At 71.4% G+C, this 15113-nt stretch carries 15 protein-coding genes; 8 read left to right on the forward strand and 7 right to left on the reverse strand.

Going from position 1 to position 15113, the window contains the following annotated elements:
* Positions 1-32 precede the first annotated feature (32 nt).
* Positions 33-1982, forward strand: a complete 1950-nt coding sequence (gene dxs / locus BS75_RS36460) for a 1-deoxy-D-xylulose-5-phosphate synthase (protein ID WP_034091273.1) — start codon at positions 33-35, stop codon at positions 1980-1982.
* Positions 1979-3406 (forward strand): aspartate aminotransferase family protein, encoded by a 1428-nt coding sequence (locus tag BS75_RS36465; RefSeq protein ID WP_042437409.1) that lies wholly within the window; start codon positions 1979-1981, stop codon positions 3404-3406. The genes dxs and BS75_RS36465 overlap by 4 nt, the downstream gene beginning before the upstream one ends.
* A 64-nt stretch (positions 3407-3470) precedes the next feature.
* Here BS75_RS36465 and BS75_RS36470 read toward each other — a convergent pair whose 3' ends face one another.
* The 6 genes from BS75_RS36470 to BS75_RS36495 all read right to left on the reverse strand — a co-directional run bounded on the left by BS75_RS36470 (position 3471) and on the right by BS75_RS36495 (position 9393).
* A complete protein-coding gene (locus BS75_RS36470) occupies positions 3471-3845 on the reverse strand; it encodes a hypothetical protein (protein ID WP_034091274.1) in 375 nt (124 codons plus the stop codon).
* 436 nt (positions 3846-4281) lie between these two features.
* On the reverse strand, positions 4282-5331 hold the full coding sequence (locus BS75_RS36475) for a phosphatase PAP2 family protein (RefSeq protein ID WP_152645729.1): 1050 nt from the start codon (positions 5329-5331) through the stop codon (positions 4282-4284).
* 360 nt (positions 5332-5691) lie between these two features.
* Positions 5692-6456, reverse strand: coding sequence for an SDR family oxidoreductase (locus BS75_RS36480; RefSeq protein ID WP_034091275.1), 765 nt, complete (start codon positions 6454-6456; stop codon positions 5692-5694).
* Positions 6449-7612 (reverse strand): acyl-CoA dehydrogenase family protein, encoded by a 1164-nt coding sequence (locus BS75_RS36485; RefSeq protein WP_042437410.1) that lies wholly within the window; start codon positions 7610-7612, stop codon positions 6449-6451. The genes BS75_RS36480 and BS75_RS36485 overlap by 8 nt, the downstream gene beginning before the upstream one ends.
* Entirely contained in the window at positions 7609-8877 is a 1269-nt protein-coding gene (locus BS75_RS36490; RefSeq protein WP_034091276.1) for an acyl-CoA dehydrogenase family protein, read from the reverse strand. Before BS75_RS36490 ends, BS75_RS36485 begins: the two co-directional genes overlap by 4 nt.
* Before the next feature lie 126 nt (positions 8878-9003).
* The gene (locus BS75_RS36495; protein WP_034091277.1) at positions 9004-9393 is read right to left on the reverse strand and encodes an RNA-binding S4 domain-containing protein; all 390 of its coding nucleotides are present in this window, start codon (positions 9391-9393) and stop codon (positions 9004-9006) included.
* A gap of 177 nt (positions 9394-9570) precedes the next feature.
* On the opposite strand from BS75_RS36495, the gene BS75_RS36500 reads away from it, so the two are divergent.
* The 6 genes from BS75_RS36500 to BS75_RS36520 all read left to right on the forward strand — a co-directional run bounded on the left by BS75_RS36500 (position 9571) and on the right by BS75_RS36520 (position 14170).
* Positions 9571-10959: a S53 family peptidase gene (locus tag BS75_RS36500; protein WP_034091278.1), complete on the forward strand. Its 1389-nt coding sequence runs from the start codon at positions 9571-9573 to the stop codon at positions 10957-10959.
* A 375-nt stretch (positions 10960-11334) separates the two neighbouring features.
* Positions 11335-11583, forward strand: coding sequence for a DUF6879 family protein (locus BS75_RS36505; protein ID WP_052070153.1), 249 nt, complete (start codon positions 11335-11337; stop codon positions 11581-11583).
* Positions 11584-11603: 20 nt separating this feature from the next.
* Positions 11604-12452 carry a helix-turn-helix domain-containing protein gene (locus BS75_RS36510; protein ID WP_034091279.1) on the forward strand — a complete coding sequence of 283 codons (849 nt, stop codon included), beginning with the start codon at positions 11604-11606 and terminating at the stop codon, positions 12450-12452.
* 86 nt (positions 12453-12538) lie between these two features.
* On the forward strand, positions 12539-12757 hold the full coding sequence (locus BS75_RS36515; protein ID WP_034091280.1) for a hypothetical protein: 219 nt from the start codon (positions 12539-12541) through the stop codon (positions 12755-12757).
* Between the two features lie 94 nt (positions 12758-12851).
* On the forward strand, positions 12852-12986 hold the full coding sequence (locus BS75_RS51720; protein WP_267970426.1) for a hypothetical protein: 135 nt from the start codon (positions 12852-12854) through the stop codon (positions 12984-12986).
* A 74-nt stretch (positions 12987-13060) separates the two neighbouring features.
* Entirely contained in the window at positions 13061-14170 is a 1110-nt protein-coding gene (locus tag BS75_RS36520; RefSeq protein ID WP_231608003.1) for a protein-L-isoaspartate O-methyltransferase family protein, read from the forward strand.
* A 169-nt stretch (positions 14171-14339) separates the two neighbouring features.
* Here BS75_RS36520 and fabG read toward each other — a convergent pair whose 3' ends face one another.
* Positions 14340-15101 carry a 3-oxoacyl-ACP reductase FabG gene (fabG, locus tag BS75_RS36525; protein ID WP_034091282.1) on the reverse strand — a complete coding sequence of 254 codons (762 nt, stop codon included), beginning with the start codon at positions 15099-15101 and terminating at the stop codon, positions 14340-14342.
* Positions 15102-15113 lie beyond the last annotated feature (12 nt).

The following is a 15113-nucleotide window of genomic DNA, read 5'->3' on the forward strand; positions in this document are numbered from 1 at the left end:
CAACTGCCCCACCCCGGAACGAAGGTGATCCCATGTCCCTCCTGGAGTCCATCCACACCCCGGCAGACCTGCGCGAACTTCCCGCCGCCGAGCTCCCCCGCCTGGCCGAGGAGATCCGCGCGTTCCTGATCGAAGCCGTCACCCGAACGGGTGGACACCTCGGACCGAACCTGGGTGTGGTCGAACTGACGATCGCGCTGCACCGGGTGTTCGACTCCCCGAAGGACCGGATCCTCTTCGACACCGGCCACCAGAGCTACGTCCACAAGCTGCTCACCGGCCGCCAGGACTTCAGCCGGCTCAAGGCGGAGGGCGGGCTCTCCGGCTACCCCTCGCGCGCCGAGTCGGAGCACGACGTCATCGAGAACTCCCACGCCTCCACCGTCCTCGGCTGGGCCGACGGCCTGGCCAAGGCCAACGAGCTCCGGCAGCTGACCGACCGGCACGTGGTCGCCGTGATCGGCGACGGCGCGCTGACCGGCGGCATGGCCTGGGAGGCGCTGAACAACATCGCCGAGGCCAAGGACCGCCCGGTGATCATCGTGGTCAACGACAACGAGCGCTCCTACGCCCCCACCATCGGCGGTCTCGCCAACCACCTGGCCACCCTCCGCACCACCCAGGGCTACGAGCGCTTCCTCAGCTGGGGCAAGGAGGCCCTGCAGCGCACCCCCGGGGTTGGCGCACCGATCTACGACGCCCTCCACGGCGCCAAGAAGGGCTTCAAGGACGCCGTCGCCCCGCAGGGCATGTTCGAGGACCTCGGCATGAAGTACGTCGGACCGATCGACGGTCACGACCTCGCTGCCGTCGAGTCCGCGCTGCGCCGGGCGGCCGGCTTCGGCGGGCCGGTCATCGTCCACTGCCTCACCGAGAAGGGCCGTGGCTACCGCCCCGCCGAACTCGACGAGGCCGACCACTTCCACCAGGTCGGCGCGATCGACCCGGTCACCTGTGAGCCGCTGCGGCCCGCCGGCGGCACCTCCTGGACCTCGGTCTTCGGCAGCGAACTGGTGGAGCTCGCCCGGCTCCGCCCCGAGGTCGTCGCGGTCACCGCCGCCATGCTCCAGCCGGTCGGCCTCGGCGCCTTCGCCCGCGAGTTCCCCGACCGCATCTACGACGTCGGCATCGCCGAGCAGCACGCCGCCGTCAGCGCGGCCGGGCTGGCCACCGGCGGCATGCACCCGGTGGTCGCGGTCTACGCGACCTTCCTCAACCGGGCCTTCGACCAGGTCCTGATGGACGTCGCGCTGCACCACTGCGGCGTCACCTTCGTGCTCGACCGGGCCGGGGTCACCGGCACCGACGGCGCCAGCCACAACGGCATGTGGGACATGTCGATCCTCCAGGTCGTCCCCGGGCTGCGGCTGGCCGCCCCGCGCGACGCCGACCAGCTCCGGGCCCAGCTCCGGGAGGCGCTGGACGTCGACGACGCCCCCACCGTGCTCCGCTTCCCCAAGGCCGAGGCCGGACCGCCGATCCCGGCCGTCGAGAGCATCGACGGCATCGACGTGCTGCTCCGCACCGCCGAGGCCGGCACCGCTCCCGACCTGCTGCTGGTCGCCGTCGGCACGATGGCCCCGGCCTGCCTGGACGCCGCCGCGCTGCTCACCGCGCACGGGCTGAGCGCCACCGTGGTCGACCCGCGCTGGGTCAAGCCGGTGCCGGTCGCGCTGACCGAGCTCGCCGCCCGGCACCGGCTGGTGGTCACGGTCGAGGACAACGGCCGGGTCGGCGGCGTCGGCTCGGCCGTGGCCCAGGCGCTCCGGGACGCGGAGATCGACGTGCCGACGCGCGAGCTGGGCATTCCGCAGGAGTTCCTGGCGCACGCGGCCCGCGGTGAGATCCTGGACCGGATCGGCCTCACCGGCCCCGGGATCGCCGCCCAGACTGCCGGCTTCGCCAAGGCCGTGGGCCTGGGCACCGGGACGGACGGAGCTTCAGCCGTGCACAGCGGCATCGGAGGAGGGGAACCAACGTGACCACAGAGACCGGCACCGGGGCCGGCACCGAGAGCGTCCCGGGCGCGGAGTTCGACCTGGAGGCGCTGCTCGCCGAGCGCGGCGCCGAGCGCTACCGGCTGCACAGCGAGTACCTGAACCACCAGCTGCCGAGGATGCTGCACACCATCGGCTTCGACAAGGTCTACGAGCACGCCAAGGGCGCCTACTTCTACGACGCCGAGGGCAACGACTACCTGGACATGCTGGCCGGCTTCGGCATCTTCGCCCTGGGCCGGCACCATCCGGTGGTCCGCCGGGCGGTGCACCAGGTGATGGACCTGGAGCTGGCCGACCTCACCCGCTTCGACTGCCAGCCGCTGCCCGGCCTGCTCGCCGAGAAGCTGCTCTCCCACACCCCGCACCTGGACCGGGTCTTCTTCGGCAACAGCGGCACCGAGGCGGTCGAGACCGCGCTGAAGTTCGCCCGCTACGCCACCGGCCGGGGCCGGGTCCTCTACGCCGACCACGCCTTCCACGGGCTGACCACGGGATCGCTGTCGGTCAACGGCGAGGGCGGCTTCCGTGAGGGCTTCGGACCGATGCTGCCGGACACCGCCGTGCCGCTGGGCGACCTGGAGGCACTGGCGCGCGAGCTGAAGCGAGGCGACGTCGCCGCGCTGATCGTGGAGCCGATCCAGGGCAAGGGCGTGCTCGCCGCCCCGCCCGGCTACCTGCGCGCCGCGCAGGAGCTGCTGCACCGGCACAAGGCGCTGCTGATCGCGGACGAGGTGCAGACCGGCATCGGCCGGACCGGCGACTTCTTCGCCTACCAGCACGAGGCGGGGGTGGAGCCGGACCTGGTCTGTGCGGCCAAGGCCCTGTCCGGCGGCTACGTCCCGGTCGGCGCGACCCTGGGCAAGGAGTGGATCTTCGAGAAGGTCTACTCCTCGATGGACCGGGTGCTGGTCCACTCCGCCAGCTTCGGCTCCAACGCCCAGGCGATGGCGGCCGGGCTGGCCACCCTGCACGTGATGGAGGACGAGCAGGTGGTCGCGAACGCCCGCCGGGTGGGCGACCTGTTCCGGGAGCGGCTGACCGAGCTGAAGCCCAAGTACGAGATGCTGGCCGACGTCCGCGGGCGCGGGCTGATGATCGGCATCGAGTTCGGCCGACCGCAGTCGCTCAAGCTGCGCACCGGCTGGATGGCGCTGCAGGCCGCCCGCAAGGGCCTGTTCGCGCAGATGGTGGTGGTCCCGCTGATGCAGCGGCACAGGATCCTGACCCAGGTCTCCGGGGACCACCTGGAGGTCATCAAGCTGATTCCGCCGCTGACCATCGGCGAGGCGGAGGTCGACCGTTTCGTGGACGCCTTCACCGAGGTGATGGACGAGGCGCACAGCGGCACCGGGCTGATGCGGGACTTCGGCCGCACGCTGATCAAGCAGGCGGTGGCCAACCGCTGACCTCCGGCGGCGGTCCGGGCCGTCGGTCCCGGCCGTCGGCCCCGGGGCCGGTCCTGGAGGCCGGTCAGATCTCCAGGTTCTCCTCGATGCGCCGGATCTGGTGCCGGGCCATGGCCAGGTTGGCCCGGCCCCGGTCCAGCGCCAGGTAGAGGAAGATCCCCTTGCTGCCCTGGTGGGTCAGCGGGCGGATCAGGTGGTACTGGGTGTTCAGCGTGATCAGGATGTCCTCGATGGTCTCGTTGTGCAGGTTGAGCATCTCCATGGTCCGCATCTTGGCGCGGACCACGTCGGTGTTCCCGGCCGCGGCGACGTTGAGGTCGAGCTCGTGGCTCACCCCGAGCGTGCCCAGCGCCAGGCCGCTGCTGTAGTCGACCAGAGCGACGCCCAGGGCCCCCTCGATGCTCATGGCGTCCTTGAGCGCGGTTTCCATGTTTCCCATGTACGGGCATCCTCTCGGGCCTGTTTCGGCTGCGGGAACCGCCGTGGTTCCCGCACTGGTGCCGACAGTAGGTTCCGGGACGGAGAGGCCAGGCGCGATGCAGGGAAATGACCGGAGGGAGAGTAGGGGCGCAAGTGATTCGATCGAAAGTGATCGCGCTGCGTAGGATTAATGATCGCTTTAACTATGAAAGTGACATCAGGTCGCTCCGGCAAAGTCGCCGCAGGCCGTCGCGGCAGCAGAACGCGGTGGCCGGACGGCGGATCCGGGGCTTTCTGACGCTTCGACGGCTGGCCGGAAACGACCGGATCGTAGTGAACCCGTGTCCTAAACCTGGGAGTTCCTGATTTTTCATGACTGCCAGTCAGGATGGTGTGGCGGATTCACAGCAGAGTGAAATGTGAGAAAGGTTACAGGCCGCGCGGACCGACCGGGATCAGCCGGCCGCACCGCGCGGCTGCGGCGTCCGCGCCCCGGCACGGCTCGGCCCGCCCTTGGCCGAGGGCTTCACCGAGACCTTCGTCGAGGCCTTCGCCGAGACCTTCACCGCCGTCTTCGCGGACGCCTTGGCCTTCGGCGGCAGGCCCTTGGGCTTCCCCGCCGACGAGCCCTTCCGCCGGGCCTTGGCGGGCTGCCGGCGGTCCGCCGCAGCGGGCGCCGGGACCGTGGCGCGGACCACGCTCGGGGTGCCCGGACGCGCGGCCCCGGCCGGACCGCGTCCCCGGAGCCTGGCCCAGATGGCGGCCCGGTCGGCCCAGGCGGCCTGCATCCGGTCGTCCGCGCTGACGATGACCGGCTCGAACAGCGGCAGGGCCAGCAGCACCAGGGCCCCGGCGGCCCAGCCGGCCAGGACGTCGCTCACCCAGTGGGTGCCGAGGTACAGCGTGGTCAGCCCGATGGTGATGCCCATGAAACCGGCGGCGACGGCGCCGAAACGACGCCAACGGGTGGCCAGGTAGGCGAGGATGCCCCAGGTCACGACGGCGTTGGCGGTGTGCCCCGAGGGAAATATGCCGCCGCCGAGGAAGAGTTCGTTCGATCCCGCGACGTGCGCGTAGTGCGGGCCGAGCCGCCCCATGCCGATCTTGACCGCGCCGACCGACATGTTCAGCAGTACCAGCGAGACCGCCAGCACCAGCAGCGGCCGCCAGCTCCTCGTCCGCCAGCAGCGCCAGGTCAGCCAGATCGAGACCACGATCGCGGAGGGGCCGCGCTGTCCGGCGATGACGTAGATGTTGAGGAAGGGCAGCAGTCCGGGCCAGTGCTGGTAGGGCTTGAACATCATCACCCACCAGTCCAGGGCGACCAGTCGCGAGGTGGTGACGACGGCCAGCAGGACGGCGAGGTAGAACGCGGCGGTCGAGAGGATGAGCACCAAGTGGGTACGGCTGAGCGGCAGCCAGCGCCATCCCCGCTCGGCGGGGCGTTGCTTCCGTGTCGTCTGCGGGCGCTCTAGTAGGGCGACCTCATTCCTCTGGTTACGCACCCCTTCGACGTTACAGGGTGGCTCCGTGGTGACTGTCCCGTAGTGCCTCTTCGTAATGACGATGTGACCTGGCTGATTGTAAGCACGGTATAAGGGGCCGCGCCGGGCCCGCGGATTCCCGCTTATTGCCCGGCGAAGGCCGCCCGGAGCGGGCCAAATGGGCTCCCATACCCCGCTGACTGGCCGTGATGTGCCGGGTTGTCATGTCTTGTCCGAATCACCGATACGGTAAGAATCAGATGAGGGAAATACCCTCCCGGCGGAATCGAATACCCCCGCGAGTGGTCCCCCAAACGGCTGTCGAATTACCGGCCGCAGATTGACCGCTCGCAGGGGTATTCCATTTCCTGCGGCGGGAATTCAGGCGATGCCGCCGCCGAGGGTCAGCCCGCCGTCGAGCACCAGGGTCTGCCCGGTGATCCACGAGGCCTCCGCCGAGAGCAGGAACGCCACCGCCGAGCCGACGTCCTCGGGGACGCCGAGGCGCTTCAGCGGGTAGTGCCGGACGACCTCCTCCTCGCGCCCGGCGAACAGCGCCTCGGCGAACCTGGTCCGCACCACCGCCGGGGCGACCGCGTTCACCCGCACCGTCGGGGCCAGCTCGAAGGCCAGCTGCTCGGTCATCTGGATCAGCGCGGCCTTGCTCGCCCCGTACATCCCGATCCCGGGGGCCGGGCCGAGCGCGCTCACCGAGGAGACGTTGACGATCGCCCCGCCGTGCTCGGCCAGCGCCGCCCGGTGCACCAGCTGGACCCAGGCCAGGGTCGACACCAGGTTGATGTCGACGATCTTCCGGGCCGCGTCCAGGTCCAGGTCCACCAGGTTCCCGTAGACCGGGTTGGTGCCGACGTTGTTCACCAGGTTGTCGAGCCGTCCGAAGCGCTCCAGGGTCCGCTCCACCACCTCGCCGCGGTGGGCGGCGTCGTGGCTCTTGCCGGCGATGCCGAGCGCGGACTCCTCGCCCAGCTGCTTCACCGCCTGCTCCAGGCTCTCCACGTCCCGGCCGGTGATCACCACCCGCTCGCCGCGGGCGACCAGCGCCTGGGCGACGGCGAAGCCGATGCCCCGGCTCGCGCCGGTGACCAGGGTGACCGTGGCGGAGGCGGCGGTGGGGGACTCACTCATGCGGTTGCTCCTGTGCGGGGTAGGGGAGGTCGACCAGGCGCGCCAGCAGGGCGCGGTGCCGGTCCGCGGTGCCGAGCGCGATCGACGCGCTCTTGGCCCGCTTGAGATAGAGGTGGGCCGGGTGCTCCCAGGTGAAGCCGATGCCGCCGTGGAGCTGCACCGCCTCCTCGGCGGCGGTGACCGCCACCTGCGAGGCGAAGGCCTGGGCGACCGCGGCGGCGACCGGGGCGTCCGGCGAGCCCGAGGCAACCGCGTCCGCCGCGTTCCGGGCCACCGCGCGCAGCTGCGCCACCGCGACCCACAGGTCGGCCAGCCGGTGCTTGACCGCCTGGAAGGAGCCGACCGGCCGGCCGAACTGGTGCCGGACCTTCACATAGGCGAGCGTGGTCTCCAGCGCCCACTCGGCGACGCCCAGCTGCTCGGAGGCGAGCAGCGCCGCGCCGGTGGTGAGCGCCGCTTCCAGGGCGCGCTCCGCCGCCGGGCCCGAGGCGAGCAGCCGTCCCGGCGCGGCCGTCAGCCGCAGGTCCGCCAGCGGCCGGGTCATGTCGAGCGAGACCACGTCCGTGACCTCGGCCGCGGCCGCGTCGACGGCGTAGAGCGCGGGGACGCCCCCGGCGTCGCGGGCCGGGACCAGCAGCAGGTCGGCGGTGCGGGCGTCGGCGATCCGGCCGACCGCCCCGTCCAGCCGTCCGCCGTGCGCCGCGACCGCGGCGGGGAAGGCGCTGCCGGGCGCGGTGGCGAAGGAGACCACGAGCGCCGCGACCCGCTCGCCGGCGGCGACCGGCGGCAGCAGTTCGCCGTCGCCGAGGGCCAGCAGCGCGGCGGTCGCCAGCACGGAGCTGCCGAAGTAGGGGACGGGAGCGACGGCGCGTCCCAGCTCCTCCAGCACCACGGCGGTCTCCCGCCAGCCGGCCCCGGCGCCGCCCCACTTCTCCGGCACGGCCAGCCCGGTGACGCCCAGTTCCTCGGCCAGGGCGCGCCACAGCCCGGTGTCCACCGGCTGCTCGCTCTCGGTCCTGGCCAGCACCTCGGACTGCGGGGAGCGGGCGGCGAGCAGCGCCCGGACGTTGGCCCGGAGCTCCTGTTCCACCTCGGAGTACAGCAGGTCGGCGGTGTGCTCGGCGGCCCGCCCGGCCGTTGCTTCGGTGCCGTTCATCGGGGCAGGTCCTTCCATGCGACGTCCTTGTCGACCCGGATCTCCTGGGGCAGGCCGAGGACCCGCTCGGCGATGATGCCGCGCAGGATCTCCGAGGTGCCGCCCTCGATCGAGTTGCCCTTGGCCCGCAGGTAGCGGTAGGTCGGGGTGCCGCCGGTCATCGAGGGTGCGGTCGGCCGGCGGAACGACCAGTCGTCGTGGACCAGGCCCTCCTCGCCGAGGAGCTCCAGCTCCAGACCGGAGATCTGCTGGTTCAGCCGGGCGAAGGCGAGCTTGGCGGCGGAGCCCTCGGGGCCGGGCGCGCCGCTCGCCAGCTGCTGGCGCAGCCGTTCGCCGGTGAGCCGGGCCGCCTCGGCGTCCACCCAGAGCCGCAGCAGCGCGTCGTGCAGTCCGGGGGTGCGCAGCTCGGGCCGCTCCCGCCACTCCGTCGCGAGCAGCCCGATCAACCCTCCCACCCGTCGCCCGCCGCCACCCTTGTCCGAGTCGCTGCGCGACGCACCCTCCCTGGGTTCGGCCTGGCCGCCGATGGCGACCCGCTCGTTCATCAGGGTGGTGGTGGCCACCCGCCAGCCGTCGCCGACCGCGCCGAGCCGGTGCCGGTCGGGGATCCGGACGCCGGTGAGGAAGACCTCGTTGAACTCGGCCTCGCCGGTGGCCTGCCGCAGCGGCCGGACCTCGACGCCGGGGGCGTGCATGTCGCAGAGGAAGTAGGTCATGCCCCGGTGCTTGGGCACGGCCGGGTCGGAGCGGGTGACCAGGATCGCCCAGTCGGCCTCGTGCGCCAGCGAGGTCCAGACCTTCTGCCCGTCGACGATCCAGTCGGCGTCCTCGGCCCCGTCACCGGAGCCGTCGCGGACGGCGCGGGTGCCGAGCGCGGCGAGGTCGGAGCCGGCGCCGGGCTCGCTGAAGAGCTGGCACCACACCTCCTCGCCGGTCCAGAGCGGGCGCAGGAAGCGGCGGCGGATCTCCTCGTCGCCGAAGGCGAGGATGGTGGGGGCGGCCATGCCCAGGCCGATGCCGTGCCGGCCCGGGTCCAGCACCGGCGCGCCGGCCGCGGCGAACTCCTCGTTCACCAGCTGCTGGAGGGCGCGGGGCGCACCGAGCCCGCCGAAGCCGGCGGGGAAGTGGATCCAGGCGAGCCCGGCGTCGTAGCGGGCTCCGAGGAACTCGGCGACGGGGGTGGTCGCGGGGTCGTGCGTGGCGAGCAGTGCCTGGACGGCGTCGCGCAGCTGCTCTGCGGTTCCGGGGGGTGGTGCCGTGCTCATGCGTTGGCCCTCTCGGCAGTGAGTGGGGGCGGGCGCACGCGGACCGTCGAGCGGTCCGGCGCTCGCACGCACGATCTTCCCACTAACTGCTACTGGGGGGTAGGGCTCGGCTCCGGCGTCGCCGTGTCACCGCTCACGTTGACTGTGGAGCCTTTCCAGGTCACGCCGGTCGCGCTTGGTCGGGCGGCCGGCGCCGCGGTCGCGCAGCGCGACCGGGGCGACCTCCGCGCGGGAGGGCGGCGGAGGGCTGTTGTCGACGAAGCACTCGGCGGCGACCGGGGCGCCGACGCGCTTGCGGATGATCCGGGAGACCACCACGATCCGCTCGTACCCGGACTCGCGGAGCCTGACCTCGTCCCCCACCCGGAGCACATAGGCGGGTTTCACCCGTTCGCCGTTGACCCGCACATGGCCGCCCCGGCAGGCGGCGGCCGCCAGCGACCTGGTCTTGGTGAGCCGGACCGACCAGATCCAGCTGTCGACCCGGGCGGTCGTGGTCTCCTCGTCAGCTGCCATGGGACGACCCTAACGCCCCATGCGGCGGCCGTTGCCCTGGCCGCCCGGGGCAAAGCCAGGTATATACATGACAAAGAATGGTCTAACGAACAGTCAAGCTTCCTATATGCCACCCCAATTCAGGGTGGCATATGGGTGCACGTCGTCAGATCGACCCGGCCACAGTCAGGGGATCCCATGCGACACACCGCTCGTGCAGGTCTCACCACGGCGGCGCTCGGCGCCGCCGTCGCGCTCACCGCCTCGGCCTTCGTGCCGGGAGCGGCCGCCACCGCCGCTGTCGCAGCCGCCGCCCGTCCGGCGGCCCTGCCACAGCCGGTCGCCGCCGCGATCGGGCACCGGATGACGGCGGGACAGATTCCGGCGCCGCTCACCCTGGCCCAGTGCCAGGCCCAGTACCAGGCCTCCTGCTACGGCGCCGACCTGCTGGAGGACGCCTACAACGAGCATCCGCTGTTCCAGCACGGCATCACCGGGGCCGGCCGGACCATTGTGATCGTCGACTCCTTCGGCTCACCCACGATCCAGCACGACCTCGACGTCTACAGCAAGCAGTTCGGCATTCCCAGCACCAAGGTCGACGTGGAGCGCTGGGGCAACGTCCCGCCGTTCGACCCCACCAACACCGACATGACCGGCTGGGCCGAGGAGACCACCATCGACGTGGACATGGCCCACGCGATCGCCCCCGGCGCGCACATCGTGCTGGTGGAGACCGGGGTCTCGGAGGACGAGGGCACCAGCGGCTTCCCGGAGATGATGGCCGCCGAGGACTCACTGATCAAGCACGGCGTCGGCGACGTGATCTCGCAGAGCTTCGGTGCCACCGAGAACACCTTCCCCGGCTTCGACCAGGGCAACTTCTCCAGCCTGCTCAACCTGCGCTACGCCTTCCAGGACGCGTCCCAGCACGGCGTCACCGTGCTGGCGGCCTCGGGCGACAACGGCGCGACCGACTCCGAGAGCGACGGCTCCACCCTCTACCCCTACCCGGTGACCTCCTGGCCGCCGTCCGACCCGCTGGTCACCGCGGTCGGCGGGACCAGCGTCTACCTCAACGCCCAGGGGCAGCGGGTCAGCCCCGACACGGTCTGGGACGGCAACGGCGCCAGCGGCGGCGGGCTGTCCAAGGTCTTCTCGCGGCCGAACTTCCAGAACGGCGTGAGCCAGGTCGTCGGCAACTCCCGCGGGGTCCCGGACATCAGCATGCTGGGCGACCCGCAGACCGGTGTCTGGACCTACAACAGCTTCGGACCGCAGGACGACGGCTGGGAACTGTGGGGCGGCACCAGCGTCGCCACCCCGCTCTTCTCCGGCGTCGTCGCCCTCGCCGACCAGGTCGCCGGACACCGGCTCGGCGACCTCAACCCGGCGATCTACCGCCTCGGCGGGCTGATGCAGGCGGGGCTGCCGATCACCGGGATCCAGAACATCTTCGGCGGCAGCAACACCTACGGCGGCGTCACCGGCTGGCCCGCGACCAAGGGCTACAACCTGGTGACCGGCTGGGGCACGGTCGACGTGTCCCGGTTCGCCCCGGCCCTGGCCCTGGCCGCCACCCGCTGAGCGAGCGCCACCGCCCGACCGACGACCCGCGCCCCGCACCGGAACCCGGTGCGGGGCGCGGGTCGTCGCCGCGGCGGTGCACTCTGGCAGCGCGGCCCGCCGGCCACTCGCAGGATGCGAACTCGAGCACGGCCCGTACGTCAGCGTCTCCGCCGGACAGCTGGTGATCAACCCGGCGATCCCCGAGAGACGACAGCACCGGGCCGACCTTGCGCGACTGCTCGACCGTCCCGGGGTCGATGACGACGGCACGCCGTGCCCCAACGCCCCGGCCCCTGACGGGGGCCTCCTGCGCCGTGCGCGCCCTTGACGACCGTCATCCCCCGGGACGATGGTCGTAGAAGGTGGCGCAAGGCACCCACAAGAGGAGGCATCATGCAGCTACGGTTCATCGGCAAGGATGAGAAGTCGGGCAACACGGGGTCACCCACGGTCCCGCTGCCCGGTAACGACTTCTGGCTGTTCGATGAGACGGCCCTGATCGTGAACCACTTTGACGGGCAGGGGGATTGGGCATCTCCTGGAATGGAGCTGGACGATGACCCGGACGCCGTGAAGCTGTGCGCGTCGGCGTTCGAGCTGGTATGGGAACGCGCCGTCCCGCACGCTGATTTCACGGTCTGAGGGGTCCGGACAGCGCGACCATGCCCGCTTCTCCGCTCTCCAGTGCCCAAGAGGCACGTAAGGCCCTTGCCGACCGCTTGGGGGAGATCCGGAAGGACGCCGAGCTGACCGGCCTTGAGCTTGCTCGCCGCTGCGGTTGGAACCCTTCCAAGTCCTCTCGGATCGAGAACGCCCGTACACCGCCGTCGGATGCTGATATCCGGGTGTGGTGTGCGGCGTGTGGCGTGCCCGAGCGCGCCGCTGATCTGATCGCGGCGTCCCGGTCGGCTGATTCGATGTACACGGAGTGGCGTCGGCTGCATCGGTCCGGCATGCGCCGGAACCAAGAGGCCGACGTGCCGATCTATGAGCGGACCCGTTCGTTTCGGGTGTACTGCTCCAATGTGGTCCCTGGCGTGGTGCAGACGCACGCCTACGCCACTGCCCTGCTGGCGTTGATCACGGGGTTTCAGGGCACCCCGGACGACTCGGCCGAGGCCGCCGCCGCTCGGGTGGACCGGGGGCAGGTGATCCGCGAATCGGACCGCCGTACGGCGCTGCTGGTCGAGGAGCAGGTGTTGTATCACCGCTACGGGGATGCGGCAGTGATGGCCGGACAGTTGGGCTACCTGCTTACCGTGATGGCGCTGCCGAACGTCTCCCTCGGCGTGGTGCCTCGGACGGCGCAGCGGCGGATGTGGGGGCTGGAGACGTTCACCGTGTTCGGGGACGAGTTGGTTCAGGTCGAGCCGCTGACGGCCCGTATCCACATCACCTCTCCTGGGGAGATCGAGACGTACACGCGGGCGTTCGCCGAGCTGTCCAAGACTGCGGTCTACGGATCGCGTGCGCGTGCACTGATCACGGCGGCGATCGATGCTCTCGGGTGATCCTTTGCAATCCCCTGCAATCGGGTAGCGGCTGGTTCCTGACGGTCCCTAGCGTCTTGGCAGAGCGAGAGACGCGGGGAGGTCCCATGTGGTTCTACACGGCGACGCCGCAGGAGTGCAGCGGGTGCGGTCGTACGGACGAGATGGTGCGGGCCACCACCCGGCGGTGCATGGGCTGCGACGGCATGGACATGGACTGGCTCCGGAGCCTGCGGGAGCCGCCCGGCCTGCCGCCCTCCGTCGAAGCCGTGGCCGTCGAGGCTGACGAACAGTGGGCAACGCTGCTCCGTCCGTCTGAGGTATGAACGTCGGCCTGTTCACCGCAGCCCCCACAGCTTCCCGTGCGGCGCTCGGCTGTCCGGGAACCCTGCACCATACGATCTGAAGGAGGTTCCGAGCATGCTTGGCATTCTCTGCGACAGCGGCGACAGCGGCGGCGGCGACGGGCACCCCGGTACGCCGTGGACTCCGCCGGAGGAGCCTCCGTCCCCTGACGGCTCCACCCCGGACGGCGACGGAGAGCACCGCAAGTAATGGCCGGTGCTCCGCAGCAGGAGGGCCGCACCAGCGCTGATCCGCTGGTGCGGGCCCTTCTCGAAGACGGTTCCATGTCGGCTGATTGGGCCGACTCCTTCGAGGCGGTACCGCGCCGCGAGTTCCTGCCGGGTGAGTTCTGGGCCTTCGACATGAAGGCGGGCAGGAGCGTCTACGTCAGCCGGAACGACGAGCCGGACGTGTGGGAGCGGTACGCGGCGGCGACGAACTTCCCGCTGGTCACGCAGTGGGACGACGGGGCTCACGCCGGCCGCGAGCCGGGCCGGGTGTCCACCAGTTCATCGTCCGAGCCGCGCGTCGTCGCCGGGTACCTGCGGGATGCCCGGATCAGCCCGCCCATGCGGGTGCTGCTGGTGGGTACCGGGACGGGCTGGGACACCGGGCTGCTGAGCTATCGGCTCGGCGGGGGCAACGTGTTCTCGGTCGAGGTGGACGCGGCCGTGACCGCTGCGGCGCGAACGCGCCTTACCGCTCTGGGCCTGCATCCGACTGTGGTGTGCGGTGACGGCTCGCTCGGCTGCTCGGCCGGGGCGCCGTTCGATCGGGTGATCGTGACTGCGGGGGTGCGGCAGGTTGCTCCGGCACTGCTTGAGCAGACCAGGGAGGGCGGGTTGATCCTGTGCCCCTGGGGGACGCACTACGACAACGGCGACGCGCTGCTCCGGCTCACGGTCGGCGCGGACGGGAGCGCGTCCGGTCGGTTCCTGCGGATGGTCGAGTTCATGAAGCTGCGCGATCAGCGCTTGGACTGGGACCGGTTCGGCGGGCACGTGAAGGAGTTCCCCGGCGACGCTGCCGTGTCGTCCACGGTGCTGACTCCCTCGGACCTGGGGGAGCGCTGGACCTCGGCCCGCTTCGTGACCGGTCTCGCGGTACCCGACTGCGCCCATGTCTGCAACAGGGCCGGCGGGCACACCCGGGTGTGGTTCTTCGGCCTGTCGGATCAGTCGTGGGCGTGTGCGGAGTTCCAGCCGGGCGAGCCGACCGGCACGGTCCACCAGTCCGGCCCCCGGCGGCTCTGGGACGAGGTGGAGCGGGCCCTGCGCTGGTGGGACGGCCAGGGCCGCCCGCTGCTGGACTCCTTCGGGCTCACGGTGACCCTCGACGGGGCACAGCGCCCCTGGCTGGGCCGACCGGTCCGACCTCTGCCGTCGTTCGTCTGACAGCCCCGTGAGCGGCCCCGGCCCGTCGTGTCCCCACGGACGGGGCGGCGCCGGGGCACGGAGGAACCCCCTGCGGCCTGTACGGGCTGTCAGGGGGCTTCTCCGTCGTCCCCGGGCGGTCAGGCCCGGAGACAACGCACGTCAGGGGCCTTGGCCGAGGTCGTATCTCCTAGCAGAGCGGGCCGCCGGCCACGTAGACGACCTGGCCGGAGACGAAGCCCGCGCCCTCGCTGACGAAGTAGGACACGGTGTGGGCGATGTCCTCCGGGACGCCGACCCGGCGGACCGGGATCTGGCTCGCGGCGGCCTCCTTGAACGCCTCGAACTCCATGCCGACCCGGGCCGCGGTGGCGGCGGTCATGTCGGTGGCGATGAAGCCCGGGGCGACGGCGTTGGCGGTGATGCCGAACTTGCCGAGCTCCTTGGCCAGGGTCTTGGTGAAGCCCTGGAGACCGGCCTTGGCGGCCGCGTAGTTGGCCTGGCCCCGGTTGCCCAGCGCGGAGGAGGAGGACAGGTTGACGATGCGTCCGTAGCCGGCGTCCACCATGTGCTTCTGCACCGCCCGGGACATCAGGAACGCGCCCTTGAGGTGGACGCCCATGACCGTGTCCCAGTCCAGCTCGGACATCTTGAACAGCAGGTTGTCGCGCAGCACGCCGGCGTTGTTGACCAGCACGGTGGGCGCGCCCAGCTCGGCGGCGACCCGCTCGACGGCGGCGGTGACCTGCTCGGCGTCGCTGACGTCGGCGCCGATCGCCAGGGCCCGGCCGCCGGCGGCGGTGATCTTCTCGACGGTGTCCTTGCCCGCCGACTCCTCCAGGTCGACCACGGCGACGGCGAAGCCGTCGGCGGCGAGGCGGATCGCGGTCGCGGCGCCGATGCCGCGGGCCGCGCCGGTGACGATGGCGACGCGGGGGGTCTGCTCAGTCATGACTGTGTTGGT

The sequence above is a fragment of the Streptacidiphilus albus JL83 genome, assembly GCF_000744705.1.
GTDB classification, from domain to species: Bacteria; Actinomycetota; Actinomycetes; order Streptomycetales; family Streptomycetaceae; genus Streptacidiphilus; species Streptacidiphilus albus.

Bases quoted from the DNA above. Each gene is read 5' to 3' on its own strand.
- BS75_RS36510 (WP_034091279.1), top strand. From the start codon at position 11,604: ATGCCCGCTTCTCCGCTCTCCAGTGCCCAAGAGGCACGTAAGGCCCTT.
- BS75_RS36470 (WP_034091274.1), bottom strand. From the start codon at position 3,845: ATGGGAAACATGGAAACCGCGCTCAAGGACGCCATGAGCATCGAGGGG.
- BS75_RS36495 (WP_034091277.1), bottom strand. From the start codon at position 9,393: ATGGCAGCTGACGAGGAGACCACGACCGCCCGGGTCGACAGCTGGATC.
- fabG (WP_034091282.1), bottom strand. From the start codon at position 15,101: ATGACTGAGCAGACCCCCCGCGTCGCCATCGTCACCGGCGCGGCCCGC.
- BS75_RS36490 (WP_034091276.1), bottom strand. From the start codon at position 8,877: ATGAGCACGGCACCACCCCCCGGAACCGCAGAGCAGCTGCGCGACGCC.
- BS75_RS36485 (WP_042437410.1), bottom strand. From the start codon at position 7,612: ATGAACGGCACCGAAGCAACGGCCGGGCGGGCCGCCGAGCACACCGCC.
- BS75_RS36505 (WP_052070153.1), top strand. From the start codon at position 11,335: ATGCAGCTACGGTTCATCGGCAAGGATGAGAAGTCGGGCAACACGGGG.
- BS75_RS36500 (WP_034091278.1), top strand. From the start codon at position 9,571: ATGCGACACACCGCTCGTGCAGGTCTCACCACGGCGGCGCTCGGCGCC.
- dxs (WP_034091273.1), top strand. From the start codon at position 33: ATGTCCCTCCTGGAGTCCATCCACACCCCGGCAGACCTGCGCGAACTT.
- BS75_RS36480 (WP_034091275.1), bottom strand. From the start codon at position 6,456: ATGAGTGAGTCCCCCACCGCCGCCTCCGCCACGGTCACCCTGGTCACC.
- BS75_RS36520 (WP_231608003.1), top strand. From the start codon at position 13,061: ATGTCGGCTGATTGGGCCGACTCCTTCGAGGCGGTACCGCGCCGCGAG.
- BS75_RS51720 (WP_267970426.1), top strand. From the start codon at position 12,852: ATGCTTGGCATTCTCTGCGACAGCGGCGACAGCGGCGGCGGCGACGGG.
- BS75_RS36515 (WP_034091280.1), top strand. From the start codon at position 12,539: ATGTGGTTCTACACGGCGACGCCGCAGGAGTGCAGCGGGTGCGGTCGT.